Origin of the sequence: Bacillus sp. Xin1 (genome assembly GCF_013314535.1) — a bacterium.
Taxonomy (GTDB): domain Bacteria; phylum Bacillota; class Bacilli; order Bacillales; family Bacillaceae_G; genus Bacillus_A.
In genome coordinates this window covers 1-23,423 of sequence record NZ_JABUAE010000050.1, presented here as the reverse complement: position 1 = coordinate 23,423, position 23,423 = coordinate 1, and the positions used below count along the sequence as shown (strand labels likewise).

30 protein-coding genes and 2 pseudogenes are annotated in these 23,423 nt (G+C 34.3%); 22 read left to right on the top strand and 10 right to left on the bottom strand.

Annotated elements, in window-relative coordinates; all coding sequences use genetic code 11:
- Positions 1 to 138: 138 nt before the first annotated feature.
- The 5 genes from HRG09_RS24665 to HRG09_RS24645 all read left to right on the top strand — a co-directional run bounded on the left by HRG09_RS24665 (position 139) and on the right by HRG09_RS24645 (position 4,853).
- On the top strand, positions 139 to 1,110 hold the full coding sequence (locus HRG09_RS24665) for an ArsR/SmtB family transcription factor (RefSeq protein ID WP_174103486.1): 972 nt from the start codon (positions 139 to 141) through the stop codon (positions 1,108 to 1,110).
- A complete protein-coding gene (locus HRG09_RS24660; protein ID WP_174103485.1) occupies positions 1,101 to 1,910 on the top strand; it encodes an ABC transporter permease in 810 nt (269 codons plus the stop codon). Before HRG09_RS24665 ends, HRG09_RS24660 begins: the two co-directional genes overlap by 10 nt.
- Before the next feature lie 13 nt (positions 1,911 to 1,923).
- A complete protein-coding gene (locus HRG09_RS24655; RefSeq protein WP_174103484.1) occupies positions 1,924 to 2,907 on the top strand; it encodes an ABC transporter ATP-binding protein in 984 nt (327 codons plus the stop codon).
- Positions 2,904 to 3,707 (top strand): ABC transporter permease, encoded by an 804-nt coding sequence (locus HRG09_RS24650; RefSeq protein WP_174103483.1) that lies wholly within the window; start codon positions 2,904 to 2,906, stop codon positions 3,705 to 3,707. The genes HRG09_RS24655 and HRG09_RS24650 overlap by 4 nt, the downstream gene beginning before the upstream one ends.
- A gap of 324 nt (positions 3,708 to 4,031) precedes the next feature.
- Entirely contained in the window at positions 4,032 to 4,853 is an 822-nt protein-coding gene (locus HRG09_RS24645) for a GNAT family N-acetyltransferase (RefSeq protein ID WP_174103482.1), read from the top strand.
- Positions 4,854 to 4,939: 86 nt separating this feature from the next.
- On the opposite strand, the gene HRG09_RS24640 is transcribed toward HRG09_RS24645, so the two are convergent.
- Together HRG09_RS24640 and HRG09_RS24635 are read right to left on the bottom strand one after the other, a co-directional pair.
- Positions 4,940 to 5,410: a VOC family protein gene (locus HRG09_RS24640; RefSeq protein WP_174103481.1), complete on the bottom strand. Its 471-nt coding sequence runs from the start codon at positions 5,408 to 5,410 to the stop codon at positions 4,940 to 4,942.
- A gap of 290 nt (positions 5,411 to 5,700) precedes the next feature.
- Entirely contained in the window at positions 5,701 to 6,303 is a 603-nt protein-coding gene (locus tag HRG09_RS24635; protein ID WP_174103480.1) for an HD domain-containing protein, read from the bottom strand.
- Between the two features lie 181 nt (positions 6,304 to 6,484).
- Here HRG09_RS24635 and HRG09_RS24630 point away from each other — a divergent pair, with 181 nt between their 5' ends.
- The 7 genes and pseudogenes from HRG09_RS24630 to HRG09_RS24600 all read left to right on the top strand — a co-directional run bounded on the left by HRG09_RS24630 (position 6,485) and on the right by HRG09_RS24600 (position 10,364).
- Positions 6,485 to 7,384, top strand: a complete 900-nt coding sequence (locus HRG09_RS24630; RefSeq protein ID WP_174103479.1) for a DNA-binding domain-containing protein — start codon at positions 6,485 to 6,487, stop codon at positions 7,382 to 7,384.
- 100 nt (positions 7,385 to 7,484) lie between these two features.
- Positions 7,485 to 7,898, top strand: coding sequence for an NUDIX domain-containing protein (locus tag HRG09_RS24625; protein ID WP_174103478.1), 414 nt, complete (start codon positions 7,485 to 7,487; stop codon positions 7,896 to 7,898).
- A 190-nt stretch (positions 7,899 to 8,088) separates the two neighbouring features.
- A pseudogene (locus tag HRG09_RS24620) lies at positions 8,089 to 8,238 on the top strand (alanyl-tRNA editing protein); the annotation flags it as partial.
- Positions 8,239 to 8,273: 35 nt separating this feature from the next.
- Positions 8,274 to 9,104 carry a TrmB family transcriptional regulator gene (locus HRG09_RS24615; RefSeq protein ID WP_174103477.1) on the top strand — a complete coding sequence of 277 codons (831 nt, stop codon included), beginning with the start codon at positions 8,274 to 8,276 and terminating at the stop codon, positions 9,102 to 9,104.
- Positions 9,104 to 9,829 (top strand): AzlC family ABC transporter permease, encoded by a 726-nt coding sequence (locus HRG09_RS24610; RefSeq protein WP_174103476.1) that lies wholly within the window; start codon positions 9,104 to 9,106, stop codon positions 9,827 to 9,829. Before HRG09_RS24615 ends, HRG09_RS24610 begins: the two co-directional genes overlap by 1 nt.
- Entirely contained in the window at positions 9,820 to 10,131 is a 312-nt protein-coding gene (locus HRG09_RS24605; RefSeq protein WP_174103475.1) for an AzlD domain-containing protein, read from the top strand. Before HRG09_RS24610 ends, HRG09_RS24605 begins: the two co-directional genes overlap by 10 nt.
- A 62-nt stretch (positions 10,132 to 10,193) precedes the next feature.
- A complete protein-coding gene (locus tag HRG09_RS24600) occupies positions 10,194 to 10,364 on the top strand; it encodes a DUF3951 domain-containing protein (RefSeq protein WP_174103474.1) in 171 nt (56 codons plus the stop codon).
- A gap of 77 nt (positions 10,365 to 10,441) precedes the next feature.
- On the opposite strand, the gene HRG09_RS24595 is transcribed toward HRG09_RS24600, so the two are convergent.
- From HRG09_RS24595 to HRG09_RS24575, 5 genes are all read right to left on the bottom strand, one after another.
- On the bottom strand, positions 10,442 to 10,801 hold the full coding sequence (locus HRG09_RS24595; protein ID WP_174103473.1) for a hypothetical protein: 360 nt from the start codon (positions 10,799 to 10,801) through the stop codon (positions 10,442 to 10,444).
- A 12-nt stretch (positions 10,802 to 10,813) separates the two neighbouring features.
- A complete protein-coding gene (locus tag HRG09_RS24590) occupies positions 10,814 to 11,419 on the bottom strand; it encodes a dienelactone hydrolase family protein (protein WP_174103472.1) in 606 nt (201 codons plus the stop codon).
- Between the two features lie 3 nt (positions 11,420 to 11,422).
- Positions 11,423 to 11,758, bottom strand: coding sequence for an antibiotic biosynthesis monooxygenase family protein (locus HRG09_RS24585; RefSeq protein ID WP_174103471.1), 336 nt, complete (start codon positions 11,756 to 11,758; stop codon positions 11,423 to 11,425).
- A 241-nt stretch (positions 11,759 to 11,999) separates the two neighbouring features.
- The gene (locus HRG09_RS24580; RefSeq protein ID WP_174103470.1) at positions 12,000 to 12,179 is read right to left on the bottom strand and encodes an H-type small acid-soluble spore protein; all 180 of its coding nucleotides are present in this window, start codon (positions 12,177 to 12,179) and stop codon (positions 12,000 to 12,002) included.
- Between the two features lie 68 nt (positions 12,180 to 12,247).
- Positions 12,248 to 13,462 carry a helix-turn-helix domain-containing protein gene (locus HRG09_RS24575; RefSeq protein WP_174103469.1) on the bottom strand — a complete coding sequence of 405 codons (1,215 nt, stop codon included), beginning with the start codon at positions 13,460 to 13,462 and terminating at the stop codon, positions 12,248 to 12,250.
- A 117-nt stretch (positions 13,463 to 13,579) separates the two neighbouring features.
- Between HRG09_RS24575 and HRG09_RS24570 the strand changes: the two genes are divergently transcribed.
- From HRG09_RS24570 to HRG09_RS24540, 7 genes and pseudogenes are all read left to right on the top strand, one after another.
- Positions 13,580 to 14,848 carry an MFS transporter gene (locus HRG09_RS24570; RefSeq protein ID WP_174103468.1) on the top strand — a complete coding sequence of 423 codons (1,269 nt, stop codon included), beginning with the start codon at positions 13,580 to 13,582 and terminating at the stop codon, positions 14,846 to 14,848.
- A 132-nt stretch (positions 14,849 to 14,980) separates the two neighbouring features.
- On the top strand, positions 14,981 to 15,505 hold the full coding sequence (locus HRG09_RS24565) for a hypothetical protein (RefSeq protein WP_174103467.1): 525 nt from the start codon (positions 14,981 to 14,983) through the stop codon (positions 15,503 to 15,505).
- 153 nt (positions 15,506 to 15,658) lie between these two features.
- On the top strand, positions 15,659 to 16,453 hold the full coding sequence (gene ucpA / locus HRG09_RS24560; protein ID WP_174103466.1) for an SDR family oxidoreductase UcpA: 795 nt from the start codon (positions 15,659 to 15,661) through the stop codon (positions 16,451 to 16,453).
- Positions 16,454 to 16,631: 178 nt separating this feature from the next.
- Positions 16,632 to 16,793 (top strand): peptidase, encoded by a 162-nt coding sequence (locus tag HRG09_RS24555; RefSeq protein WP_174103465.1) that lies wholly within the window; start codon positions 16,632 to 16,634, stop codon positions 16,791 to 16,793.
- A gap of 167 nt (positions 16,794 to 16,960) precedes the next feature.
- Positions 16,961 to 17,587 (top strand): annotated as a pseudogene (locus tag HRG09_RS24550) (cupin domain-containing protein).
- A gap of 168 nt (positions 17,588 to 17,755) precedes the next feature.
- Positions 17,756 to 18,322: a histidine phosphatase family protein gene (locus tag HRG09_RS24545; RefSeq protein ID WP_174103464.1), complete on the top strand. Its 567-nt coding sequence runs from the start codon at positions 17,756 to 17,758 to the stop codon at positions 18,320 to 18,322.
- A gap of 116 nt (positions 18,323 to 18,438) precedes the next feature.
- Complete coding sequence (locus HRG09_RS24540) at positions 18,439 to 18,828, top strand: hypothetical protein (protein WP_174103463.1); 390 nt, start codon at positions 18,439 to 18,441, stop codon at positions 18,826 to 18,828.
- Positions 18,829 to 18,870: 42 nt separating this feature from the next.
- On the opposite strand, the gene HRG09_RS24535 is transcribed toward HRG09_RS24540, so the two are convergent.
- Genes HRG09_RS24535 through HRG09_RS24525 form a run of 3 tightly spaced genes read right to left on the bottom strand, consistent with a single transcriptional unit; the run spans position 18,871 to position 20,536 of the window.
- Positions 18,871 to 19,800 carry an alpha/beta fold hydrolase gene (locus tag HRG09_RS24535; protein ID WP_174103462.1) on the bottom strand — a complete coding sequence of 310 codons (930 nt, stop codon included), beginning with the start codon at positions 19,798 to 19,800 and terminating at the stop codon, positions 18,871 to 18,873.
- A 12-nt stretch (positions 19,801 to 19,812) separates the two neighbouring features.
- Positions 19,813 to 20,142: a DUF3147 family protein gene (locus HRG09_RS24530; protein WP_174103461.1), complete on the bottom strand. Its 330-nt coding sequence runs from the start codon at positions 20,140 to 20,142 to the stop codon at positions 19,813 to 19,815.
- Positions 20,126 to 20,536, bottom strand: coding sequence for a MarR family winged helix-turn-helix transcriptional regulator (locus HRG09_RS24525; protein ID WP_174103460.1), 411 nt, complete (start codon positions 20,534 to 20,536; stop codon positions 20,126 to 20,128). Before HRG09_RS24525 ends, HRG09_RS24530 begins: the two co-directional genes overlap by 17 nt.
- A gap of 160 nt (positions 20,537 to 20,696) precedes the next feature.
- Here HRG09_RS24525 and HRG09_RS24520 point away from each other — a divergent pair, with 160 nt between their 5' ends.
- The 3 genes from HRG09_RS24520 to HRG09_RS24510 all read left to right on the top strand — a co-directional run bounded on the left by HRG09_RS24520 (position 20,697) and on the right by HRG09_RS24510 (position 23,405).
- Positions 20,697 to 21,491 (top strand): PP2C family serine/threonine-protein phosphatase, encoded by a 795-nt coding sequence (locus HRG09_RS24520; RefSeq protein ID WP_174103459.1) that lies wholly within the window; start codon positions 20,697 to 20,699, stop codon positions 21,489 to 21,491.
- A 205-nt stretch (positions 21,492 to 21,696) separates the two neighbouring features.
- Complete coding sequence (locus HRG09_RS24515; RefSeq protein WP_174103458.1) at positions 21,697 to 22,263, top strand: sigma-70 family RNA polymerase sigma factor; 567 nt, start codon at positions 21,697 to 21,699, stop codon at positions 22,261 to 22,263.
- Positions 22,260 to 23,405, top strand: a complete 1,146-nt coding sequence (locus HRG09_RS24510; RefSeq protein ID WP_174103457.1) for a DUF4179 domain-containing protein — start codon at positions 22,260 to 22,262, stop codon at positions 23,403 to 23,405. Before HRG09_RS24515 ends, HRG09_RS24510 begins: the two co-directional genes overlap by 4 nt.
- Positions 23,406 to 23,423: the final 18 nt, after the last annotated feature.

Genomic DNA, 23,423 nt, shown 5'->3' with positions numbered 1-23,423 from the left:
GCATAGCTGAGGTCTTTTTTTATGAAAATATTTCTAATTTTCCATTGACGTTTACATCGTAAGTTGTTAATATACTGAATAATTTTGTAAAATTATAAAACTGATTCGATAGAAAACGAATCAAAGAGGGGAGAAATTATGTCACAAGTTACATCATGGTTTCAACGACATGTCAAAGTTGTATATTCACCATTTCGCGAAATGCTAGTAAGTTTACATGTCCTGTGTAATCCCGCTCATCATATGAAACGATTAGAGTGGGCGGAAGATATATTAAATCAAATGAAAGAAGAAGAAAGAGAAATTATGCACGCAATTAATAATGCGAGCGATGATTGGTTTCGTTTTATAGATTGGTGCTCTGAATTACAGCAAGAAGCCTATGTAGAAGAAGGAATTGAAAAATTACGAGTAGCAGATAGAAAAAAGTTTCAGGAAATGTTCCCGAATTTAGAAAAAGAAATCGTATGTGATTTTTTACTTCAATATCATCAACGTTATTTTGCACGCGAGCTGTTTCGGATTGAACCGTGGTTAGAACAATCTGTATACGATGTGAAAGAAATATTGAAGCAAAATCCGATGTCTCTTTCTAAAAAGCTGCATCCGAGATGTTTAATTGATGAAAAGGAGATAACATTTTTAAAGGCCCGTACTTGGCAATACCGTTATGAGGATTTATCAGCAATTACGTTATATCCATCAACTTTTGTCGCGCCGCATTTACTAATAGATAATCTTATTTCAACACATATAAAAGTATATTATGAGGTGGAAATTGCATCGTCATCTGCAGATGAGGTACCAAAGGATCTTTTAGGAATTTTACAGGCGATATCAGATGAAACGAGATTAAAAATGTTAAGAGATTTATCCTTTCAATCTTTTTGTACACAGCAATTAACAGAGCGATATAGTCTTACAAAATCAACAGTTTCCAATCATTTAAAAATGTTAGAGTCTACAGGGCTTATCGAAAAGGAACGAAAAGGTTACTACGTATTTTACAAAACAAATCGAGAACGATTAGAGCAAATTCGTGTTGATTTAGACCAATTTATGGATTTTCCAATTGTTCAAAAATCAGAGGAGGGAAGAACATGTGGCTAACGTTTAAAGCGACATTTCGCCGTGATTTCTATACGATGCGTAGAGCATACCCATGGTCATTTTTTCTAGGACATATTTTAACTGGTGTATATATCGTATTGTTTGCTTATTTAACATATCATTTTATGTTTCAAGGAGAGTTAGATGCAAATTTTGCAAAGCTAGGGAAGACGGATGATTATCTTTCTTACGTTATATTAGGAGCTGTTTTTTATTCATTTGCTGTTTCTTTATTAATGATAGTGAGCCGGACATTGATTACGGAACTGCGAGAAGGAACGCTAGATGTTTTATTACTAACGCCATCGTCTCGGCAAGGGTATTTTCTAGGAGCGGCGGCACAAGGTGTATTACGATTAGGACTTGAATTTCTTGCGATTTTTATTTTTGGTGTGTTTTTTGGATTACATTTTCGAGAAGTGAATATGACCTCAATATTACTTTTATTCGTAATTTTCTTTTTTTCTATCTTTGCTCAAGCGTTAGTACTTGGCGCTTTTATGCTATATTTCCGTGATACGTATTTAACACAAAATACATTGTTTATTTTTATGAGCCTTGTAAGTGGTGTGTTTTTTCCAGTAGGTTATTTGCCTGCATTTTTACAGCCTATGAGTGTGTTGATGCCATTATCACATGGTTTATCAGCATTTCGATTGTGCGTGATTGAGGGAGGAAATGTAGCTTCCATGCAAATGGAACTGATGTGGTTATCGGGATTAGGAGCGGCGTATTTTATTACAGGTGTATGGACGATGAAACGAATGGAGAAGTATGTAATTGAAAAACATTTTGCATAGGGGGAGAATTCGTATGATACAAGCAAAGCAACTTGTGAAGCGGTATGAGTTGAAAGAGAAAGTAGGTTTTTTTCGTAAAAAGAAAAGAGTGGTTGAAGCGGTAAATGGATTGGATTTAACCATTCAAAAAGGGGAGATTGTAGGATTATTAGGTGTGAATGGTGCTGGGAAGACGACAACGATAAAAATGCTAGCAACACTTCTAGAACCAACTTCAGGTACGATTGAAATTGATGGGATGGATAGCATGAAACAAGATTTACTTATAAAGAAAAAGATTAATATGATTGCAGGTGGAGAACGCATGTTATATTGGCGTTTAACAGGATATGAAAACTTGCAGTATTTTGGAAGTTTATATGGATTAAAAGGGATTGAATTAGAAGAGCGTATTCAGTTTCTTCTGCAGCAAGTAGAGCTAAAAGAAGCAGCTCATACACCTGTAGAACGATATTCAAAAGGGATGAAGCAACGCCTGCAAATTGCAAGAGGTCTTATTAATGACCCGGACTTTTTATTTCTTGATGAACCAACACTAGGGTTAGATGCACCTGTAGCGAAAAAATTGAGAGAAATGGTCTATCGTTTGGCAAAGGAACAAAATAAAGGGATTTTATTAACAAGTCATTATCTTGAAGAAGTAGAGGAGCTTTGTGATCGTCTTTATATAATTGAAAAGGGGAAATTATTGTATGAAGGAACGCCAGAGAATATTATTCAATCAATTGTCCGTGAATACCGTTTAGAAATTGTAATTCCAGAAATAAAGAGTGAAACAATAGAGCGATTCGAACATTCTTTAGGAATGAAAAAAATCCAATATGAGAAAGAATATATGGGAGAACATATACGTTATCAATTAAAAGCTTCTTTTGATATGACAGCAACGGTACTATCATTATTAACAAAATATCAAATTCGTATATTGCAGTTAGAAACACATAAAGCAAGATTAGAAGATGCAATATTAAAAATTGCAAATGAGGTGAGTGCATGAATATGTTTTTGGCGGAATGGAAAAAGAGTCACCGCAATCATTTTCATAGTAAGATGGTCTATTTCTCTTTATTCATTTGGCCGGTATTACTCTTTGCAACTGCTTATTTTTCGGTAAAACCATTCGATACGTCAAGTAGCAGTCCACTTGCCAAGTGGATGGATCCAAAGCAAATTACCTTTTTTCTTCTTACCGGTTATATTGGATATGTTTTCTTTTGGAGCCTCGTGCAATCTGCATGGCAAATGTCATGGGAGCGTCAAAATGGCACACTTGAACTTATCTTTTTGACACCAGCATCACGCGTATGGATGATGTACTGCAGGGCCGGAGCGAACTTAATAGAAGGTGTTTGGATGTTCACATTTTTCTCTATTCTAATTGCATTGCTTCTAAATGAAAGACCGATGCCGCCGGTTGAAAATATTATATTTGCCTTTCTCATTTTATGTATTTCAGCTGTTGTTTGGGGAGGTTGTTTAAATACGATTTTCTTGTTTTCACGAGATGCTAGTATTCTATTTACAATACTAGAGGAACCGATGCAATTTTTTGCTGGCGTACGAATACCGATTGTTGTATTACCGTTATGGGGAAAAATACTAGCAGCACTCTTTCCGTTAACATATGTACTTCAAATTTTTCGTTCATTATTAATGGAAGGGAAAGGTATTATAAATGTACTTCCAGAGTTAGGTTTATTAGCTAGCTTATTAATTGTTTTAGTTGGCGTATCATACGTGCTTGTTCGAAAAGCAGAAAAGCATGCGAAACGAACAGGGAATATGGTTTTATTTTAAGGAATATGAGATCCAGATGGATTAATTTATGAAGTAGATTGGAAAAGTAGTGAAGAAATGGCAGGTATTATCTTTTTCTTTCCAGAAAATAGAGGGTTAGTGCAGAGATTCATAGAGTGTACAGTAAGTGATGAAACCTAAGCTCTGATAAAGTGAAACTTTAATCAGGGGGGGGCTTCATCCCCCACTGATTATTACCCCTCACCAATTGGATTTTTACGGGGCAGTAGTACTCCCACCTATCTTCTTTACTTTCGCCGAATTTTGAGGTGGGAGTACTACTGCCCGCAAATAGCGGGATAAATAGGAAAGGAAAGAAAAAAGATGATATACGAATTGCAGAAAGACCAGTTTATGAATTGTAAGCTCCTTCTAGACAAGGAAAGGCATATTGAAGTGCAAGCGATCATTGAAGGGAATAATCCGGGCCGCATATTTGTTGATAATGTGAGTGAACCACAGTCGGGTTTAGTTTGGCTAGGAAATTTAGATGGTTTTGTATTTATTGGTGATGCAGACAATAAAATATTTAACTTTGAAATAAAAAAGGTTTTAAGAGAACAAATTGCCCAAGAAGCAGCCTATTTGGACTTGAAGTGGTTTGAAGGATTTGGTCATCAAGTAGGGTGGGATTGTGCAATTAGAGAAATATTGTGTGAACAATCATACGAGGAATCTAACCAAAAAGTATACACATTATATGAAGATGCGTATAAAACATATAATGAGCCAACGATTAATGAGACATATACAGTATTAAAAGTAACGAAGGAAAATCTTGTAACATACTCTTTACTTGAACAATCATTTTTCGTTTCGCAAATTACATCATTTTGGAATTCGGTAGAATTATTTTTTGAAAAAGGAATCGGATGTGTCATTTTACATGGGAATCAAGTTGTGAGTCTTTGCTTTTCAGGATTTGTAAGTGGGAATACGCATACGGCAAATATTGAGACTATTTCGGAACATAGAGGGAAGAATCTTGCCAAGAAAGTCGCACATGCATTTGTTCAAGAATGTTTCAAACAAGGATATGTGCCTTGTTGGGACTGTATGGAAGTGAATAAACCTTCAATTGCTATAGCAGAGAGCTTAGGATTTACAAATATTTTTGATTACAATGTATATGAGTATCAATTTTAACGTAAATAAAGAAAATAAGAATATACTATCTCATTTACAGCGACTTGAATAGAACAACTAAAAAGCTAGTATATGTATCATGTATGCTAGCTTTTTGGTTGCTTTTCTAAAAGTTGAGTCCACTCTTCTAAAGAAAGTTTCTCTGTCATATGTTTTAATTCATCTGGAACATGAACGAAACTAATAAACTCAATACTATTATCATCCGGATCTTTAAAATAAACGGAAGCATTGCCTTGGTTAGGGCGAACAAAAGGTTCGGTGGTAGTTCGATTGCCAAATGGGACTGGCTCAATATTTCGGTCTTCCAGCCACTGGATAGATGCATGAAGAAACTCAATGTCTACTTGAAACGCAATATGGCGAAGGGAAGGATGATACGGAGTTTTATATTCTTCTCCTTCCCAAAGCCCGAGCCAACTTTGTTCTTCTACAATCCAAAAGAAGGCAGTATCCTCATATCTTTTATATAGTTTTAATCCTAATGATTCATAGAATGGTATGGATTTTTCTAAGTTGTGAACGGGTAGATGTGCTTCGTATAATCCTTTAATCATAAATACTCCTCCTTGTATGTTCTTGTACTTTTATTTTAATCTATATATTTCTATATAAAATCGGTAAAAAGGAGGGCGTTTTTTCATACTTTTGTATGAAAAAACAGCTCATTTAGAATGAGCTGTTCAAAGAGTCTAGAAATAAATTCATATTTTTGTGCCGTTATTTGATGAATAATCGATATTCCTTGTCGAATCGCTGATATATTTGTAAAATCGCCGATAAAATTTCATTTACCATATTTTATAATTATCTAGTTATATGATATTTCACATCATAGAGTTATTGTTTACTGTTTGCACGCCTCCACATTAATGCCGGCAGCGATTAGTTTCTTTTCGCCTTCTTGTTCAATCATTTTTTGTAATTTTGATAAGAACGAGTCAAAGTTTGTATGTTTAGCAACTTGGAATGTCATTTTATGTTCAATTGGAAGCCACGTATCAATGTCTGCTTCGTTATGCTGAATTTTTACTTCTAGCTTATCTAAAGCGTTCGCGACCTTTGCTTCATATGTTTCTTTTTCCTCAAATTCCATCCATAAATCATACAGCTCATTCCCAAGAGGACCTTCTAATGTATGTTTAATATTTAAAATCGCTTTTTGTTCATTTTCCTGTTTTTGCAATTGTAATTGTTCGCTGTTCATTGTGTCAAAAGCAGGGATGTCTCCAGCCTCCGCTTCCACAAGGTCATGGATAATAACCATTTTTAATAAATTTTCCATGTTTACTTCTTTATCTAAATAAGGCTGAACTAAAACAGCCATAAGCGACATACGCCAAGTATGTTCCGCAACACTTTCCTGACGTCCGTTTGAAAGCCAGCTATGTCTCATTTCATATTTTAGCTTTTCTGCTAGTGCAATGACTTTTAAAATATTATGTTCCATCTAGATCCCCCTCACATTGCTATAAATTAATCTTAATATAAAAATAGAATGTGTCAATTTCACGGAAGTTTGACTAATAATTCAGAAATATTATAAAATATTTTTATAATATTTTTTTATTTTTATAAAAGAGAAAAAAGAAGTTGAAATTGCAAAAATGTTGAGTGGGAGTGGAATGAAAATGTACCAACAGACAGCAATTCATGCACTAGATCTTTTGAAAAATATTACAAATAGAACAAAAAATATTCAAAAGGTAGAAGAGGAATGCAGAAAAATAGAGAGAGAACTCCATGTAACGTATGAAGAATTAATGGATTTATATAATAAAATGATAACTTTTCAAAGAGATGTTGAAAAAATGGGTGGTTTATTTGCATATGAACATTCTCAAATCATGTGGTTGAAATCTGAATTAGAACTTTTATATGCTACGTATCAATTTTGTCAGCAGCACCATTTAAATATTGCAGGTACTTCAAAGGCGATTAGTAAGGAACAGTTGCAATTATTTCCGAAAACAGAAAGTCAACTGCAGAATACGTATTATAAGTTAAAGAACAAAGAGCTATTATTTGAAAACATCAAAAAGGGAAAGCCAGGTCGTAAGAAAAAGCATGAATCAGAGCATTATGTGAATGAGACGGAAGTAGAAAGTATAGTGATTCAAGGTGAAAAGACAGAAGTTAATCTAGTTACTATATTATCTGGGATTGTGAATAATTTTGAAACAATTGGTACAGAGGGGAAAAAACAAGAACTATATCAATTTATGGAAGGCATTTATACACTTTCAAGTATGGCAGCTGGGCATATAAAAGAAGATAATACACACGATATACAGAAAGAGCTTCAAAACTTACGTGCTGAAAACGAGAGATTGAGGAAGGAAAGAGAAGAGCTGATTGCTAGTATGGGTGAAATGACAAATCAAATGAATCAGTTTATTGAGAGTTCAGATATTGATCAAATTCGAACTTTACCATCTTTTGTGAATATGTGTAAGCAATATTTGGAGAAAAACAAACATCAGTATGGCAAAATGGATGAACAAGAACAAATAGTGCATATGAAACAATGAGAGCTACTTTCTATTGGTTTTTATGAAGCTGATAGAAAGTAGTTCTGTTATTTTGTATGTTAAAATCAAGCAAACTTATAAATTAAGAGGAGAAGTTAATATGAACCAACAATTATATCCACGCGTCGGTGTCGGGGCATTTATTTTAAACGAGCAGGGGGAATTGCTGCTTGTGCAGCGAAAGAAGGCACCGGAGCAAGGACACTGGAGTCTTCCTGGTGGGAAAGTAGAATGGATGGAAAAAGTAGATGATACAGTTATTAGGGAAATTAAAGAAGAGGTAGGACTAGAGATCGCACTCACGTCGCTATTATGTGTGACGAATCACATTTTACCTGATGAAGAAGCACATTGGGTATGTCCGACGTATATTGCAAAAGTAACGAATGGGATAGCAGAAAACTTGGAACAACATGCTATTAATAAGGTTGACTGGTTTTCACTAGATTATCTTCCAGAACCATTAACCTTAACTCTACAAAATGCTTTGAAAGAATATGAGAAACTGAAATAAGTATATGAGAATGTTAGTAAGAAATAAGAAAGGAATAGCTGCTGTTATTAGCAGTGAAATAATATAGTTGGGCTACCTTGTTGTAAAGGTAGTCTATTTTTAATCAATTAAAACAAAATTCAGAATCTTATTGACTATCTATTTTTTTCTTTTTATATTAGTAGGTATAACAATAACTACTATTTAAGGAATTCGTACTGTAACGATTCAAGATATTGATGAGCAAGCATTCGGAGGAACACATGTAAACCATACAAATGAAATTGGTACTCTTGTTATAGATAAAGTAAAGAGTAAGGGAAAGCAAAATCGTCGTTTTGAAGTACGTGCTGTCATGTAAATACAAATAGAAGTAAATTGAAGTGAGGGATTACAATGGATGAAGTCATGAAAGAATTGCAAAAATTAGGGTTTTCGCAATATGAATGTAAAGCGTATATCGGTTTATTAAAGCATTATCCGGCAACGGGATATGAAATTAGTAAGCAAACGGGAGTACCGCGTTCTATGATTTATGAAGTACTCGGTAAATTAATGGATAAAGGTGCAGTGCATTTAGTACCTTCAGAACCAGTTAAATATGTCCCTGTATCGGCAACTGAATTAATGAACCGCATGAGAAAGGATTTTGAAAAATCATTTGATTTTCTTGATCAAAAATTAAATTGTTTGGAGCAAGAGCGCCAAGTAGATGTAATCTCTCATATTCGTACGGATAAACAAATTTTAAAGGAAATAAGTAACATGATTGAGCGTGCAGAAGAAGAGTTATGGATTTCTGTATGGGACCAGCAGGTAACTGAGCTAGAGTCTCTTATTCACAAAAAAGAACAGGCTGGTGTACATGTTTTTTCAATACTTTTTGGGGCACCTCAAACGAAAATTGGCACAACCTTTCATCATAATTATATGACCCCGGATGTTGTGAAAGAGCGGATGGGTGGACAGTTAACAGTTGTTGCACGAGATGGGAAAGAGGTACTTATTGCTAATTTTTCAGAACATAGTACATCATGGGCTGTTACAACATATGATCCAGCATTAGTGCTTGTCGCCACAGAATATATTCGTCATGATATCATGGTTGAAGAAATTACCCAGGAATTTGGTCCTGATAAATTAGATGCACTATGGCGTGGTAATGCAGATTTAGTTCACGTTGTAACGGGTAAACGCTTGATGCACGAAATGAAGGGGGAAGAGTGATGGCGAGAGCTGAAGTGCAGATGTCAATGAATAGGAATGAAACATTTCAGCAAGGAGTGAAAGACTGTTTACCAACTGTACTAGGGTATTTAAGTATTGGTATCGCAGCTGGTGTAATTGAAAAAACAGCGGGATTTTCATTAGTAGAAATAGCATTAATGTCTACTTTGATTTATGCTGGTTCCTCACAATTTATACTTGCTGGTATGTTTGCAGCTGGAGCACCTACTTCTGCAATTATTTTCACTGTATTTTTTGTGAATTTACGTCACCTGTTAATGAGTGCTGCGCTCGCACCGTATTTAATGAAAGTCCCTTTCTTGAAAAATATGATTATTGGCTCGCAAATTACAGATGAAACATTTGGTCTTGCGGTTCAGCAAGCTTCAAAAAAGAAGTATTTAAGTGAGAGATGGATGCTTGGTTTAAATGTGACAGCATACTTAAACTGGATCATTGCAAATGTCATAGGTGGTATTTTTGGTGAATGGATACCAAATCCTCATACGTATGGTATGGATTATGCATTACCAGCTATGTTTATTGGATTATTTGTGCTGCAATTAATGAGTAGTCATCCGAAAGTAGCAATTCATCTTAGTGTTGCGATTGCAGCAATGGTAATCGCATATAGCATACATTTCTTCGTTCCAGCAAGCATTGCAGTAATAATTGCAACACTTACAGCAGCAACGATAGGGGTGGTGATTGAAAAATGGAAGTAAGACTGGATGTGTTATTACTTTTAATTGGAGCAGGTGTAGTTACTTTAATTCCTCGCTTATTGCCGCTCATTGTATTTAGTAAAATACAAATTCCAGATTGGGGACTAAAATGGTTAAGTTATATACCAATTGCAATACTCGCAGCGCTTCTTGCTGAGGTGCTTTTTATGAATAAAGCGATGCAATGGGATTATTTACTTGCTGCAATTCCAACATTCCTTGTTGCCATCTATACACGAAGTTTGTTGGGAACCGTGTTAACGGGGGTAATTGTGATTATTTTGTTACGTTTGTTCATATAACAAGGATTCCATTCATATTATAGCGAAAAGTGTAATATCGTGATTAAAAAAGGGGTGGTGTTATGATCATTTTAACAATAGGTGTTATTCTGTTTACGTTGTTTATCTTCTTCATCATTGGTCTACTTACTTTTACAATGCTCGTTAATAAAGCAACTCCGCAAATATATTACACACCTTGTGATTCTATGACTATGCAATCCTATAAAAAAAATAGGGGGAAGAGAAGTTGATTTTCGGCTTTTCTTCCTCTTTTTATTTATTTGTATCATTTAGGAAAAGGAGCAGACCCTCAAAGTTCAGCTCCTACTTACATTTTAGAAATTCCTTGTAATAGTATACCAAAGAGTAGACTGATAAAAGAAAAAGCACCGACGGATACAGAAATGATTCGGTTGTTTTTCCATTCTTTTATGAAAACCATAAATCCTAAAATGCAAAGAAAGTACCAGATTGGTAGAAAAATAAAATCACTAATATAGTCAGGGAGTAACGTATAAAAACTAGTCAAAACTAGAATCCAATGTCCAAGAAATAGAGTCATAACGATAAAGGAATGGCGATAAGGACGGTTTACATATTTTTGATTTTTAAGAGTGATGAAAATGAAAGCTAATGTTATGAGAATGATTAGAAAAACGAAAGCAAACAAAAGTAATGTAAATGACATATTAAAACTCCTTTAATACATTTGTTTCATTATAGTTTTTTCAAGAAATGAATCTATTATGTTATATGCTTGTTTTGTAGATTCTTTGTTATATTTTACAGAATAGGGGTCTAGAAATCCATGGTCTCCTGGAAGTTGCTTTATATGTAGAGATGGGTTGTTTTGTTCTTGTAATGTTGTAATAAGAGAAGAAACAGAACAGTTCAATTCTGTTTCTGGAAAAATTAAAAGAGTAGGACAGGTAGGGATCATATAAGAATAGTCTCGTATGCGAGAGCCGTAGCAACCGATAATAAACTGAACTTTTGGGTTGTTACTGCATAGCCAAGAGATGGTTGCCCCAATACTAAAGCCTATGAGTCCTATATACGAATAGGATTTTGAAAGTGTTTCAATCATTTCTTCAATTTTCTCTTTTCCATGTTGGAATCCAATGTTTTGCATAAAATGGGAGTAAGCTTTTTGTTCATCATCATAATGAAAAGGAGAATCTAGTTGTAAAAGATTCGGACAGAATACATCAACCAGTGTTGAAGAGAAATTTGATATGATATCCTGCATATGTTCATTTACGCCGTATATTTCATGTACAACAATAAGAGCTATTTTTTGATTCATAAGTTACAAGCCTTTCCTATGGAAGTCATATTCTTTTTTAACAAGACAAATCCGCATATGGAACTGTTCGTACCATTGTTCACGGCCTCTTTTCCTTGCTATAGTATGCGTTGCATTTTCTCTCCATTGTTTAATTGCTCCAAGTGATTCCCAGTATGAAATGGTAATGCCAAAGCCAGATTGATCCCGTACGCTTTCAACGTTTATGAATCCAGGTTGCTCTTTAGCGAGTTTCTCCATTTCCTCAGCCACATCGCTATAATCAGTCGTGTCTTGTGAAAGCTGGGAAGTGAATATGACTGCATAATAAGATTCATTACTTTGCTTTGTATCTCCCATCGTATCCCCCCAATTATACTTATGGATTGTATCATATCATAAAGATTGAATAGTGTGTCTTTTGCGTATAAAGATGTTTTGTGAAATATCACGTATCGTATTGGATAGATATTGAAAAAATAGAAATTTACTTTAATTGTGTAGTGATAGTAAAAATATTTGGAAAGACAAATTGATGGCCTTTCATTTCATACGGTACAAAAGAAAAACCCTACTTCAAATAAAATTGAAGTGGGGTTTCTTATATTTCTTCCAGGCTATTAATTGGAACAGTTAATTCACGATTTGGATTTGTTGCATCATATACTCGGGAGGTTTCATTGCTTTCATCCACATGTTGAATCATTACAGACATACCTTGAAAACTAACATGCGCTTGTTCTGATGACTGGGAAATTTCTTTTGCACGTTGTACATTCATTCTTACATTCCTCCCATCTTTATTATTTTTGCTAAAAAGGAGGAATAATATACCATTTTGAGGTGAGTTTAAAGTTTTTGTATTATTTGTAACGTTTCTTTAATAAACACGGTAAATGTCGAATCAGGAAATTCTTGTATCGCATGAAAAGCTTCTGTTGCTTCTTGAAGCGCTTTTTGATTATTTTGGAGCTCCATATAACAAAGGGCACGATAAGCTCCACCAGTGATAATCCATGCTTGATCTAGTGGATGGAACATATAATCTGGAATTGTTGCTCGTTCTAACGCTTGCAATGCCTCTTCGTATCGTTTGAGACCATATAAAGATTTTCCTTTTTCAACGTAGTATGCTCCATCTTCTCGGAACAGATGTTCATCTTTGAGTTTTTTTCTGAACATTTCCAGATGTTGGAGGGCCAATGTGTATTCATTTGTAATTGTGTTGTAGTAATAAGCTTTTAATATATCTACAATCGCAAGGGATAAAGTGTTTTCCGTAAAAATAGCAAATTGCTCGGATTTTTTTATATAGTGTAAATATTTCTCCTTATCAGCTACTAATACATTTTGATAAGAGAGAATTCGATAAAACTCGTCTGTTTTATAATACACTTGATTTTCTTTTGAGAAATTAAGGGCTTGTAAGATGACTTTTTCGCATCCCTCATAATTACCGTATGCGAGTAAAACCACTGCTTCACATAAGAAAAGTTCTATTTGTATAATGAGGTCCATTTCTAATTGTTTTTCTTCATATTCTTTGCGGATAGAGGTAAGAAGTTGTAGGCATTCTTCGTATTTTTTCTGAACAAATAATAAATAACAAAGTTTTAAACTAGTTTGAGTACTCTCGCGATATAAAGTATATTTTTGAAAAATTTCCACAGCTTTTTCAATATAGGAATGAATGTTGTAATCTTTCATATGAAATGCAACGCTTATAAATTGTTTATATAAACGAGCTGTACTTAAAATAGGTGATAGCTCTTTTTGAACAATAGGTAGTAGTGTACGATACACTTCCTCAAATTGATTGTTTTTTATAGCTTGTTCCATTTTTGGAATCAGCTTTGTTACTTCTTCATTGTCTTCCTCAAGTAAAAAACTTGCTTCACATTCAAGCTTACTAGCAAGATATTGTAATGTTTTCATGGAAGGTGTTGCTTTCCCATTTTCAATTTGACTCAGCATGCTTTTCGTTAGCTCTGAGCCAGCTAATTGCGTCTGAGTAAGACGCTTTTCTTTTCGTAATGCTTTGATTTTTTCACCAAGAGTAGTCATAATGTTGCTCCTTTATTATAAAAAGTTAAATACAATTAAACTTTTTGTTGTCAAAATTTGAAAAGTAATTATATAATAAGTTTAACACAATTTAACTTTTAAAGGGAGAGTGGCATAATGGCAGATGCAAGCATAAGCCAAAATGATTCAAAAATGAAAGTCGAAACAAGAAATATCATTTTGATGATGATTGGGAAAATAAGTTCTTTATTAGGAGCAGGTATTTATACGTTTGCAATGGGGTTATATGTTTTAAAAACAACAGGGTCAGGAGTTGGATTTGCAATTACACTTATTTGTGGCTCGATTCCAAGGATGATATGTGGACCGATTGCAGGGGCAGTAGCGGATCGGGTAAATAGAAGGTGGCTTGTTATTGGTGCTGATTTATTAAGTAGTGTTATCATGTTCACCATGTTTGCACTTTCTACTTTATTTGGCCTTTCACTTCTATTCATCTATGTATCGGCAGCACTGTTATCGATATGTGCGAGTTTCTACTCTGTTTCTTTTACAGCTTCTATTCCAACTTTAGTTAATAGTGAACGTATTCAACAAGCAAGTTCTTTAAATCAAACAGCGACAGCACTTTCGACGATTTTAGCGCCAGTTATTGGTGGAATGGTGTTTGGTTTGTTTTCAATGAAATTCTTTTTTCTTTTAAATGGTATTACATTTTTCTTAGCGGTCATTGTACAGTTATTTATTGCATTTGATCTGTATAATGTACAAGGAGAACAAGATAAAGCTCATTTTTTATCTAGTATTAAAGAAGGTTTTTCATATGTAAAGAGACGTGATGATATGTATACAATGTTAAAAGTCTTTATTTGGGTTAATTTCTTTGGCAGTGCATTGTTTGTTGCACTTCCGTATATTATCATTCAAAACTTACGTTTACCATCTCAGCAGCTAGGTATTGTGGAAGGAATGTTGGCGGTAGGAATGTTGGTTGCATCAGTTATTTTATCTATGCGTAAGGAAATGAATAATTTATTTCGCGCGGTTCGCATTGGTTTATTGATCTTAGCGGGTTTGTACTTGTTTACTGTATTTCCGTTATTAGTTACCATTCCAAAGACGATAAGTTTTATTTACTATATAATTTTTATGCTTATTTTTGGAATGACGAGTATTTCCATCAATGTTCCCCTTCAAGTATATGTTCAGAAAACAACTGATTCACAATATTTAGGACGGGTTTTTGGGTTAATTGAAACAATTTCTACAGCGATTACACCTCTTGGAATTATTTTATATGGATTTTTATTAGATATAATGCCAACTAGTATCGTAATGATTATTTCAGCTATCGGAGTATGGATGGTAGTGTTATTGGGAATGAAACAAATAGATGTGAAAAAACAAGTAGATGTATCAGCCTAGGCGTAGAATTCATTTTATAAAAAGACTTCATTATTAAGGATGAAGTTTTTTCTTTTTTTGAAAGTGTTTTTTAGTTATGATACATTAATTGAAGAAGTCTATGTGGAATACTGAGAAAGGGAGAAGTGCAACATGAAGTACAAAATATTCGTTATGCTATGTGCATTGTTTGCTATGGTTGGCTGTAGCAATTATAATACTCAAATTGAAACAGGCATGCAGGCATTAAAAGATGAAAAATATAGTGATGCAATTATGTGGTTTGAAAAGGCTGAAGAGGAAAAATTTACGGAAGAAACAAAATCCTATAAGGATGTTGCCAAGCTAATGGATCACGGTGCAACAGCGTTAAAAGATGGTAAATATTTAGAAGCAAAAGATGATGCAAATCAAGTATTACAAAAGAAGAAGGATGCTACTCTTGAGAAAGCTGTAAAATCAAACGCAGAAAATATGCTTCAGAAGGCAAAGGACATTGAAGAAAAAGAAAAGGAAAGAGTTGCGAAGCAGAGAAAAGTGGATGAAGAAGGTATTGATAAAGTAATCAAAGCTGTAGATAGTATTGATGAAGCAAGGGAAAAACAGAAAAAAGTCGGGGAAGCATTAGATAAGGCTGAAAATGCAAAAGAAAAAATAGAAGCGAAGAAAAATCAATAGAATAATAATTTAAAAATGTATGAGCTGTCGTTTGTTACGACGGCTTTTTTTGAACGTTTTTTGACAAATGGAACAATTTTAAAAATTACAGGTAATATTTGGTATGATGAGATTGTTAAAAAAGTTTTCTACAAATCATAAGGGGGCTATGAAATGGGAAAATTAGATGGGAAAGTAGCTTTTGTTACCGGTGCTGCAATGGGAAATGGCGCTGGAATTGCTCATGTGTTTGCAGAGCTAGGAGCAAAGGTATTACTAGTTGATATTTCTGAAAAGGTTCATGAAACAGCGAAGGAGATTGTTAGTAAAGGATTAGAAGCAGCAAGTTATGAAGTAGATGTTACTGATTTTGCTACTGTAAAAGAAATCACAAAAGATGCATATGAGAAGTATGGGAAAATTGATATATTAGTGAATAATGCAGGAGTGATTCGACTCGCTAATTTTTTAGATATGTCAGATGAGATACGCGATTTCCAATTTCAAGTGAATATTAATGGTGTATGGAACTTTTCGAAAGCAGTTCTGCCATTCATGATTGAGAAAAATTACGGAAAAATCGTAAATATGTCTTCTGTGACAGGGACGTTAGTTGCAGATGAGGGAGAAACAGCGTATGCAACGACAAAAGCAGCAATTTGGGGATTTACGAAAGCATTAGCTCGTGAAGTAGCAAAGCATCATATAACTGTGAATGCGATTTGTCCAGGTTATATTATGACGCCAATGGCAGAGCAAATTGCAAATGAATCTGATCCAAATGAACCGAATCATGTGATTGATGGAATCGCTTCAGGAGTTCCATTAGGACGATTAGGAAAAATTGAAGAAGTCGGACAATTGGCTGGTTTTCTTGCATCTGACGAATCAAGTTACATAACAGGCACACATATTGTAATTGATGGTGGGAGCACGTTGCCAGAAACTGTTTCTGTTGGGGTAGAATAGTATTTAAGTTGAGGAGAAACCTTAATATTCGTAAGGTTTCTCCTATTAAAACTTGCGTAGAAAATACTTTTTAATATAATTAGAAAATTTAATTTTGTTACAAAAACTTGAATTTCCGACATTTCATAAGAAAAAGGATTATAATAAAATCATAACCTATTACAAGGAAGTGTAACTAATGAATACTGTAACTGTTGTATATGGTATTATTCTTTCTACTATTTTCACTTTATTTGTTGTTGGAGTATCACGTTATATTCATAAATGGAAAGAAGGGATTGCAAAGTTAAATCATATTGAAGAAGAATTTGATGATTTAATGTTACATCACAGCAAGTAATATGGGTTTATTTTTTAGTTAAATAATGTGAAGTGTATCACAAAACATGCTAGCATTCTGGAGCATGTTTTTTTGTTATAAAAAACAATAATAGATAGGCACATCAGTTTTGTTTTTCCATATGACGCCAATAGTATGGGGTGCTGGGAATAGAAAAGAGGGATTGAATGGCTAATTCAGGATATGTTCCAGATAATAAAAATTTAAAGAAAAGCTCTGGGACATCAAATCTATTCTTTGACTCAAGAGAAAATGTATTTTTTAAACGAGATGATAAAAACATTGCCTATGAAGTGACTTCAACACAATTACCAGCAATGATTGGAGGAGCGTTTGTCGATCTTTTTATGACAAAAGGTCATATGAGAGAACCACATTGGCATCCAAATGCTTGGGAGTTAGATGTCGTTGTTTCAGGAGAAGCAATTACTTCTATTTTGAATCCTGAAACGAATCAACTGCAAAATTATCGAGCAAAAGCTGGGCAAACAGTATTTATTCCAATGGGGTGGTAGCACTGGATTACAGCTGTATCAGAAGAAGTACATTTACATCTCTTCTTTAATAATGATCAATTTGAATCAGCTGAAGGCTCAGACATACTTAGAATGACCCCACCAGAAGTATTCCAAGCCGCTTACGGTGTGAATGCTGAACATTTAGCTAAGGATCTTTCTCCTATTAAGGAGTCTGTCGTGATTGGACCGCCTGATTCACAGCGTATTATGGGGGAACAGAAGTCGGATATAGTGGTTTTATTAAATGGAGAGGTGACTTCGTGTGAGATAGAGTAGCCCTTGTTCTCGAGTGAGGAATTCAGAAAAAAGTTATAATGATATAATTTTATTATGTAAACAAAAGGTGCTTTTTCATAAAGTATTTTTTGTTTGTTATAGATGGGAAAATCTTAAAAGGAATTAATCAATCTCTAATAGAACCAATTGAATAGAAGGAGGAATTTCATGACTCAAATATATTTTGTTCGCCATGCTCATTCTACATATACCCCAGAAGAAAGAGAACGACCATTATCTGAAAAAGGATGGAAAGATGCACAAACTGTGGTAAATATATTAAAAGAGGAACAAATAGATGTTGTATTGTCTAGTCCATATAAACGGGCCATTCAAACCGTTCAAGGAGTCGCGCAACATTTTGATATATCCATACAGATTGAAGAAGATTTACGGGAGAGACTATTAAGTAAAGAGCCAGTAATAGATTTTGAGAAAGCAATAATGAAAGTATGGGAGAATTGGGTCTTTTCCTTTGAAGGAGGAGAATCAAATGATACGGCGCAGAAGAGAGGAATTCAGTGTATACAACATATATTAACGCGATATAAAGGGGGAAATATCGTAATTGGAACGCATGGGAATATTATGGTGTTAATGATGAATTATTTTGATACTCAATACGGTTTTGATTTTTGGAAAGAATTAGAGATGCCAGATGTATATAAATTATCATTTGTTGGAGAAAAGCTTATATCTGCGAAAAAGATGAAAATGAGTAAGACAGTACAATAATCCGGTCATCTGTTGAATATTTTGTGATTTTTTATCAAAAAAGAAGGAAAGAGTGCGGTTATTAGAGAAATGTGTCTTTGTACCAAAAAAATTGCGATACAAAGGAGGCTGTTTACGTGTTTGAGAAAGAGAAGGGGTTAGTAGATCATCCAGAAGGACTCATTGAAGTTCATAACGTATATGAAGTTGTGCCACCAGATGGAACAATTATTGGTATGGCAACACCAGAAGAAATGGAATTTGCTGCTGAGTTAGAATTACAGCACTATGCCTATTCTCGTTTGTTAGAAGCAAATGTTCAGTTAGACGGTTCCTCCTATAAAGGCATACTCCAGGAATTCCAAGAGTACGAAAGAAAATCAATGGAATTTTGGCGCGCATTACATAAACGATTAGCTGTACCTTGGGCATGGGTACTTCGTGTTGATGTTGCCAATGGACCTATATATGTGAATAATGGAAACTCGTATTATGATGGTGGTGAAGACGAGGAAGATTATGAATAGATGAGTGGGGAAGCAGTGAGAACTGCTTCCTTTTTTCTATCTTTAATGGAAATATTCATGGTTTCTAACGTTATATTTCTCACCGCCTTGTACGGAATGAACTGCATCAATAATAATATCTGGTCTATCATGCTCAATCCCGTGGCTAGCATGTTGAGCGAGGATGTACTTGCTATTTTGAGAGAGCATAAGTTGTTCTTGAATAAGCTCTTGCCACATATCTTCAAGCTTTATTGCTTCTTCAGATGGCATTCCACTTTCAATCATTTGTTCAATGGAGTAATTTGGGTCCCGTCCGATGATAATAAATGGAGTTTGTAATGTTACTTCAAGTTGCTTCATTTTCTTTGCACAGGTTTTCCAATTCAAAAGCTCTGAAGCAGTCGCTTTATATAATGAGGGCGAAGTAGAGAAATTCATATACTGTTTTTGTTTATGGGATGCTAAATGACTATATTGGTTTGATAATATAGATTGTAATTCTACATAGAGAGTATTTTGATCCATCTTGGAATAAGCTATGTATTTTTGTAACCATATTTCATCTGAGTCGGTTTGATTCGAGACAGGTAAATCAAGATCATCTAATCGATGTAAGTCCATAGAAGTAGAATCAACAAGCACAATAGCTTTTAATTGTTCCGGATACAACATAGCAAACTGCTGTGCACATAGTCCTCCATAAGAATGCCCAACTAAAATAATGGGTTGTCGAATCGTAAGCATGTGCAATAATTCGCGCAATTCTTTTGCTGCGTGTAGTATTGTACGCGGCTCGTCATCAATTTCACTTTTCCCATAACCAGGGCGATGAAAGAGAATAACTTTGTAATGGAGAGCAAGCTTCTCTGCAATTGGCATCCAATCATAAAAAGAACAACCCATTCCGGTGTGAATTACTACGATTTGAGAACTAGTTCCTTTTATACAAACTTCCATCTTCTTTCCAAGTACTTCTACAAAATGATTCATTTTAATTCTCCCCTAGGATTGAAATAATTTTTGACAAGCGAAAACGATACACCAGATGCCGATACCGAATAGTACAGATGTACTTAGTGAAAAAGAATTTTTTAATCCGAGATACACAATAAATAAAAGAAGTGCTGATGCAGGAAATCCGTATAATACTCCTAAAGCAAATTGACTTAAGTCTTGTTTACCCCCGCCTTCAACAGAAATCCAAAACAAGCTAAGCAAACTAATGAGAGGAAGTGCTGCGATAAAACCACCAATTGCACTATAATGTTTGGCAAATTCAGTTACACCGCCGATGATAAGGGCGGAGACAATGACCTTAACGAGGAAATGCATATTTTGACTCCTTTGCTAGTAATGAAAAGGCTTTTTCGATTAATTGTTGTTCTTCTGTTGAAAATTGAGATTCTAATACTTTTAATTTTTCTTCATCTAATAATGTATGTTTCGCTAATGCTTCTTTACCTTCTGTAGTCAATGTAAGATTGACAACTCGTTCATCTTGTTTATTTCGTTCCTTTATAACAAATCCTTTTTGAATTAGGCGTTTTACATGTTCTGATGCTGTATTATGGGATAATCCTAATTCAGATGCAACCTTGCCAATTTTAGTTTCCGTCTCTCGGGAAATGATTTGCAGAATTCGAATGGCTTGATGAGAAAGATTATCCTCATATTCATACCGTAAGTGATAATAAATAGTTTCCCAATTCTGATTGACATTTTTCATGATAATGGTCCTCCGTGTTTTATTTGTATCGTATTTTAAGATATATTCGTTTTGTGAGATGTAAAATCCTTTTATTTCACATGAAAATATTCAAAAAGTTTATTTTTCTTGCAATATACGGTACTCTTAGTGTAAAGGCATACAAATAGCAAGAGAGAGGATGATCGAAGTGCATACATTTAAATGGATTAGTCATGAAAAGATGTATTTAGGCCAAATACATGTTGAAAAATGTGGTCCTCTTTCAGTTGGTATATATGGCGGGAATCAAGAGAGTGATGCGTACGAAAGAGGAGATGCAGTACTAGCTTGGTGGGACCCGCAATTAGAATTTGAATTTGTTATGATTTTTGACGCTCATCATAAAACGAAAAATATACATTATATAATAGATGCAATTTCTGAAAGAAAAGAGAAGTTACAAGAATTATTCTCGTATCCCATCCATCTGGCATTTCATCATACGCATATGTACTTATTAGCGTTATTTACAGATGAATCGTTTATTGAGAAAAGTGAACAAGAAAATGCAGAACTAGCCTGTTTAATTTGTTTAAGAAAAGGTGAATTCTTGTATTGGTTATCAGTTGGAGAATGCTTTGCTTACTTATTTCATGCAGAACAATTACAAAATGGAAAAGGAAGATTAAATAAGCGTAAATTTTATGAGTATATTGGAAGAAAAAATGTGTTCGCTGCTAATACACCGTGTTTCACTTCTGGCGTTCGTGGATTAGAGAAGGGGATGAACCATATTGTTTTAGCGACAGATGGAGTGTTAGAGTGTGATAAACAGTCGTTTGATGAGGATCAGTCTTTACTTGAAGTACTGTATAATGGGGGGGGGCTTCAGATGGAGCCTGTATTGGCAAACGTGCTTGAATGGAAGGGAAGAGATTGTGCGACTATTATCGGATGGTCCATTGATACAGAAAAGAGAGAATGTGCAAATTAATATTATTTACAAAGTGAGCTTAGGATTGATCTTAAGCTCACTTTATTTTTTTGAATAGATAAGAATGTGAGTGAAATTCTAATAATTTAATATACATTTATATTAAAATTAAGAAAACAAAAGATGAGAAATGTGAGAGAAAAAATAATTTTGTACGTTATATAAGGTGTAAAAGCTTTTACAAAAAAATAAGGGGAATCGCTACATGAAATCAAATGAGAAAAATTTTATAAAAAGGTTGCAACGGCAAAAAGAAGATGCGCTAGAGTTTATTGTTGATACATATTTGCCATTAATAAAGGGGATAACACACAAGGTTCTCATTCCGTTAAAAAACGATGGATTGATAGAAGAGTGTATCAATGATATTTTTCTTTCGGTTTGGCATAACGCAGACAAGTTTCATGGAGAGGCGGAAGATTTCAAGAAGTGGATTGCAGCAATTGCGAAGTTTAAAGCGATTGATTACTACAGAAAAGCGAATAAGGAAATTGCGATTACTTCAGATGATTTGGATGTAAATAAAGGAAGATCCGCAGAAGATGAATTCATTGTAATAGAAGATAGAAATGAACTTGTGAAGATAATTAATGAATTAGAGCCTATAGATCAAAAGATTTTTATCATGAAGTTTCTTCTAGGATTCAAGACGGAAGAAATAGGAGAAAAGCTAGGTTTAACGAGGGCTGCGGTTGATAATCGAATTTATCGTGGGAAAAAGAAATTACAAAAAAATGCTACGAATCTTAGTTTAGGAGGTAGTGTAATATGAAAGACATCTACGAGCTATTAAATGACATTGATATAGATGAAAAAGAATTAGAGGAAATGAAGGCTTATGAATTTGAAAGAGAAAAAGTGAAGCGTAATTTAAAACAATCGATACACCAAAAGAAAAAAATGAAGAAATGGAAAAAGGGTGTCGCTGCTGCATCTATTCTAGTGAGTGTATCCGTTGCAACGCTTGGGTTGGGATTTCCTACTTATGCTGGAAGTCTTCCGATAGTAGGCGATATTTTTCGATTTTTAGATAATGGCAGAACAGGTCTTTATGAGAATCATAAAACTAATACGGATGAAAAAAAGGGGCTGCATTATGATTATAAACAACATGCTAAAGAAATAAATATGACAAAGGAAAGCAACGGAATTAAAGTTACGGTAAATGATGCGGTTTTTGATGGGAAAACAGTCTCATTAACCTATTCTATAGAAAGCGATAAAGACTTAGGTGAAAATCCTAGTACTTTTGATTTTCTAAAAATAAAAGAATCGGATGGGATATCAGGAAGTAATCAAATTTCTAAAGTTGATGAAGGGAAATATGTAGGGTTTGTGACCGCAAGTTATTTTGCTGGTAGTAGAAAAGATATGGTAAATATTGATTGGAATATACAGAGTATAAATGTTTCAGAAAATCAAAGAGAAATAAAAGGGGATTGGAATTTTAGTCTTAGTCTACATGCACCAGAAAGTAAAGAACAATCAATTCGGGGAAGTTCAGAAAAAGAAGGAGTAAAAGTAAGTTTGGAGAAAATGGAAGTAACGCCTATGTCATTCATCATTTTTTACAATCAAGAGGATTCTAAGGAGTTATTAAATAAGTGGGATGATGCTGATGTTGAGTTAGAGATTAAGGATGATTTAGGCAATCGATATGCAGGTGAAGGTAACGGAGGAAGTACAGATATAGAGCAAAATAAAAGTAGTTGGAGTGCAACATTCCCAAAACTTAATGAAAATGCAACAAAATTAATTGTGACTCCTCATGTAAATATGCGAATTCGCACTCCCGAGAACTATGGGGCGGTAGAGATAATCGGCGGAAAAGAGAAGAAAATAGAAGTACCCAAAAGAGAAGGGAAAAGTAGAGGTATTGTTTTAGATGATATCGTAATTGATATAAAGAAATAAAAAGGAAAGGACTGTCTT

Excerpts from the sequence above, each read along its gene's own strand:
- HRG09_RS24665 (WP_174103486.1), top strand. The coding sequence starts at position 139 with ATGTCACAAGTTACATCATGGTTTCAACGACATGTCAAAGTTGTATAT.
- HRG09_RS24660 (WP_174103485.1), top strand. The coding sequence starts at position 1,101 with ATGTGGCTAACGTTTAAAGCGACATTTCGCCGTGATTTCTATACGATG.
- HRG09_RS24655 (WP_174103484.1), top strand. The coding sequence starts at position 1,924 with ATGATACAAGCAAAGCAACTTGTGAAGCGGTATGAGTTGAAAGAGAAA.
- HRG09_RS24650 (WP_174103483.1), top strand. The coding sequence starts at position 2,904 with ATGAATATGTTTTTGGCGGAATGGAAAAAGAGTCACCGCAATCATTTT.
- HRG09_RS24645 (WP_174103482.1), top strand. The coding sequence starts at position 4,032 with ATGATATACGAATTGCAGAAAGACCAGTTTATGAATTGTAAGCTCCTT.
- HRG09_RS24640 (WP_174103481.1), bottom strand. The coding sequence starts at position 5,410 with ATGATTAAAGGATTATACGAAGCACATCTACCCGTTCACAACTTAGAA.
- HRG09_RS24635 (WP_174103480.1), bottom strand. The coding sequence starts at position 6,303 with ATGGAACATAATATTTTAAAAGTCATTGCACTAGCAGAAAAGCTAAAA.
- HRG09_RS24630 (WP_174103479.1), top strand. The coding sequence starts at position 6,485 with ATGTACCAACAGACAGCAATTCATGCACTAGATCTTTTGAAAAATATT.
- HRG09_RS24625 (WP_174103478.1), top strand. The coding sequence starts at position 7,485 with ATGAACCAACAATTATATCCACGCGTCGGTGTCGGGGCATTTATTTTA.
- HRG09_RS24615 (WP_174103477.1), top strand. The coding sequence starts at position 8,274 with ATGGATGAAGTCATGAAAGAATTGCAAAAATTAGGGTTTTCGCAATAT.
- HRG09_RS24610 (WP_174103476.1), top strand. The coding sequence starts at position 9,104 with ATGGCGAGAGCTGAAGTGCAGATGTCAATGAATAGGAATGAAACATTT.
- HRG09_RS24605 (WP_174103475.1), top strand. The coding sequence starts at position 9,820 with ATGGAAGTAAGACTGGATGTGTTATTACTTTTAATTGGAGCAGGTGTA.
- HRG09_RS24600 (WP_174103474.1), top strand. The coding sequence starts at position 10,194 with ATGATCATTTTAACAATAGGTGTTATTCTGTTTACGTTGTTTATCTTC.
- HRG09_RS24595 (WP_174103473.1), bottom strand. The coding sequence starts at position 10,801 with ATGTCATTTACATTACTTTTGTTTGCTTTCGTTTTTCTAATCATTCTC.
- HRG09_RS24590 (WP_174103472.1), bottom strand. The coding sequence starts at position 11,419 with ATGAATCAAAAAATAGCTCTTATTGTTGTACATGAAATATACGGCGTA.
- HRG09_RS24585 (WP_174103471.1), bottom strand. The coding sequence starts at position 11,758 with ATGGGAGATACAAAGCAAAGTAATGAATCTTATTATGCAGTCATATTC.
- HRG09_RS24580 (WP_174103470.1), bottom strand. The coding sequence starts at position 12,179 with ATGAATGTACAACGTGCAAAAGAAATTTCCCAGTCATCAGAACAAGCG.
- HRG09_RS24575 (WP_174103469.1), bottom strand. The coding sequence starts at position 13,462 with ATGACTACTCTTGGTGAAAAAATCAAAGCATTACGAAAAGAAAAGCGT.
- HRG09_RS24570 (WP_174103468.1), top strand. The coding sequence starts at position 13,580 with ATGGCAGATGCAAGCATAAGCCAAAATGATTCAAAAATGAAAGTCGAA.
- HRG09_RS24565 (WP_174103467.1), top strand. The coding sequence starts at position 14,981 with ATGAAGTACAAAATATTCGTTATGCTATGTGCATTGTTTGCTATGGTT.
- ucpA (WP_174103466.1), top strand. The coding sequence starts at position 15,659 with ATGGGAAAATTAGATGGGAAAGTAGCTTTTGTTACCGGTGCTGCAATG.
- HRG09_RS24555 (WP_174103465.1), top strand. The coding sequence starts at position 16,632 with ATGAATACTGTAACTGTTGTATATGGTATTATTCTTTCTACTATTTTC.
- HRG09_RS24545 (WP_174103464.1), top strand. The coding sequence starts at position 17,756 with ATGACTCAAATATATTTTGTTCGCCATGCTCATTCTACATATACCCCA.
- HRG09_RS24535 (WP_174103462.1), bottom strand. The coding sequence starts at position 19,800 with ATGAATCATTTTGTAGAAGTACTTGGAAAGAAGATGGAAGTTTGTATA.
- HRG09_RS24530 (WP_174103461.1), bottom strand. The coding sequence starts at position 20,142 with ATGCATTTCCTCGTTAAGGTCATTGTCTCCGCCCTTATCATCGGCGGT.
- HRG09_RS24525 (WP_174103460.1), bottom strand. The coding sequence starts at position 20,536 with ATGAAAAATGTCAATCAGAATTGGGAAACTATTTATTATCACTTACGG.
- HRG09_RS24520 (WP_174103459.1), top strand. The coding sequence starts at position 20,697 with ATGATCGAAGTGCATACATTTAAATGGATTAGTCATGAAAAGATGTAT.
- HRG09_RS24515 (WP_174103458.1), top strand. The coding sequence starts at position 21,697 with ATGAAATCAAATGAGAAAAATTTTATAAAAAGGTTGCAACGGCAAAAA.
- HRG09_RS24510 (WP_174103457.1), top strand. The coding sequence starts at position 22,260 with ATGAAAGACATCTACGAGCTATTAAATGACATTGATATAGATGAAAAA.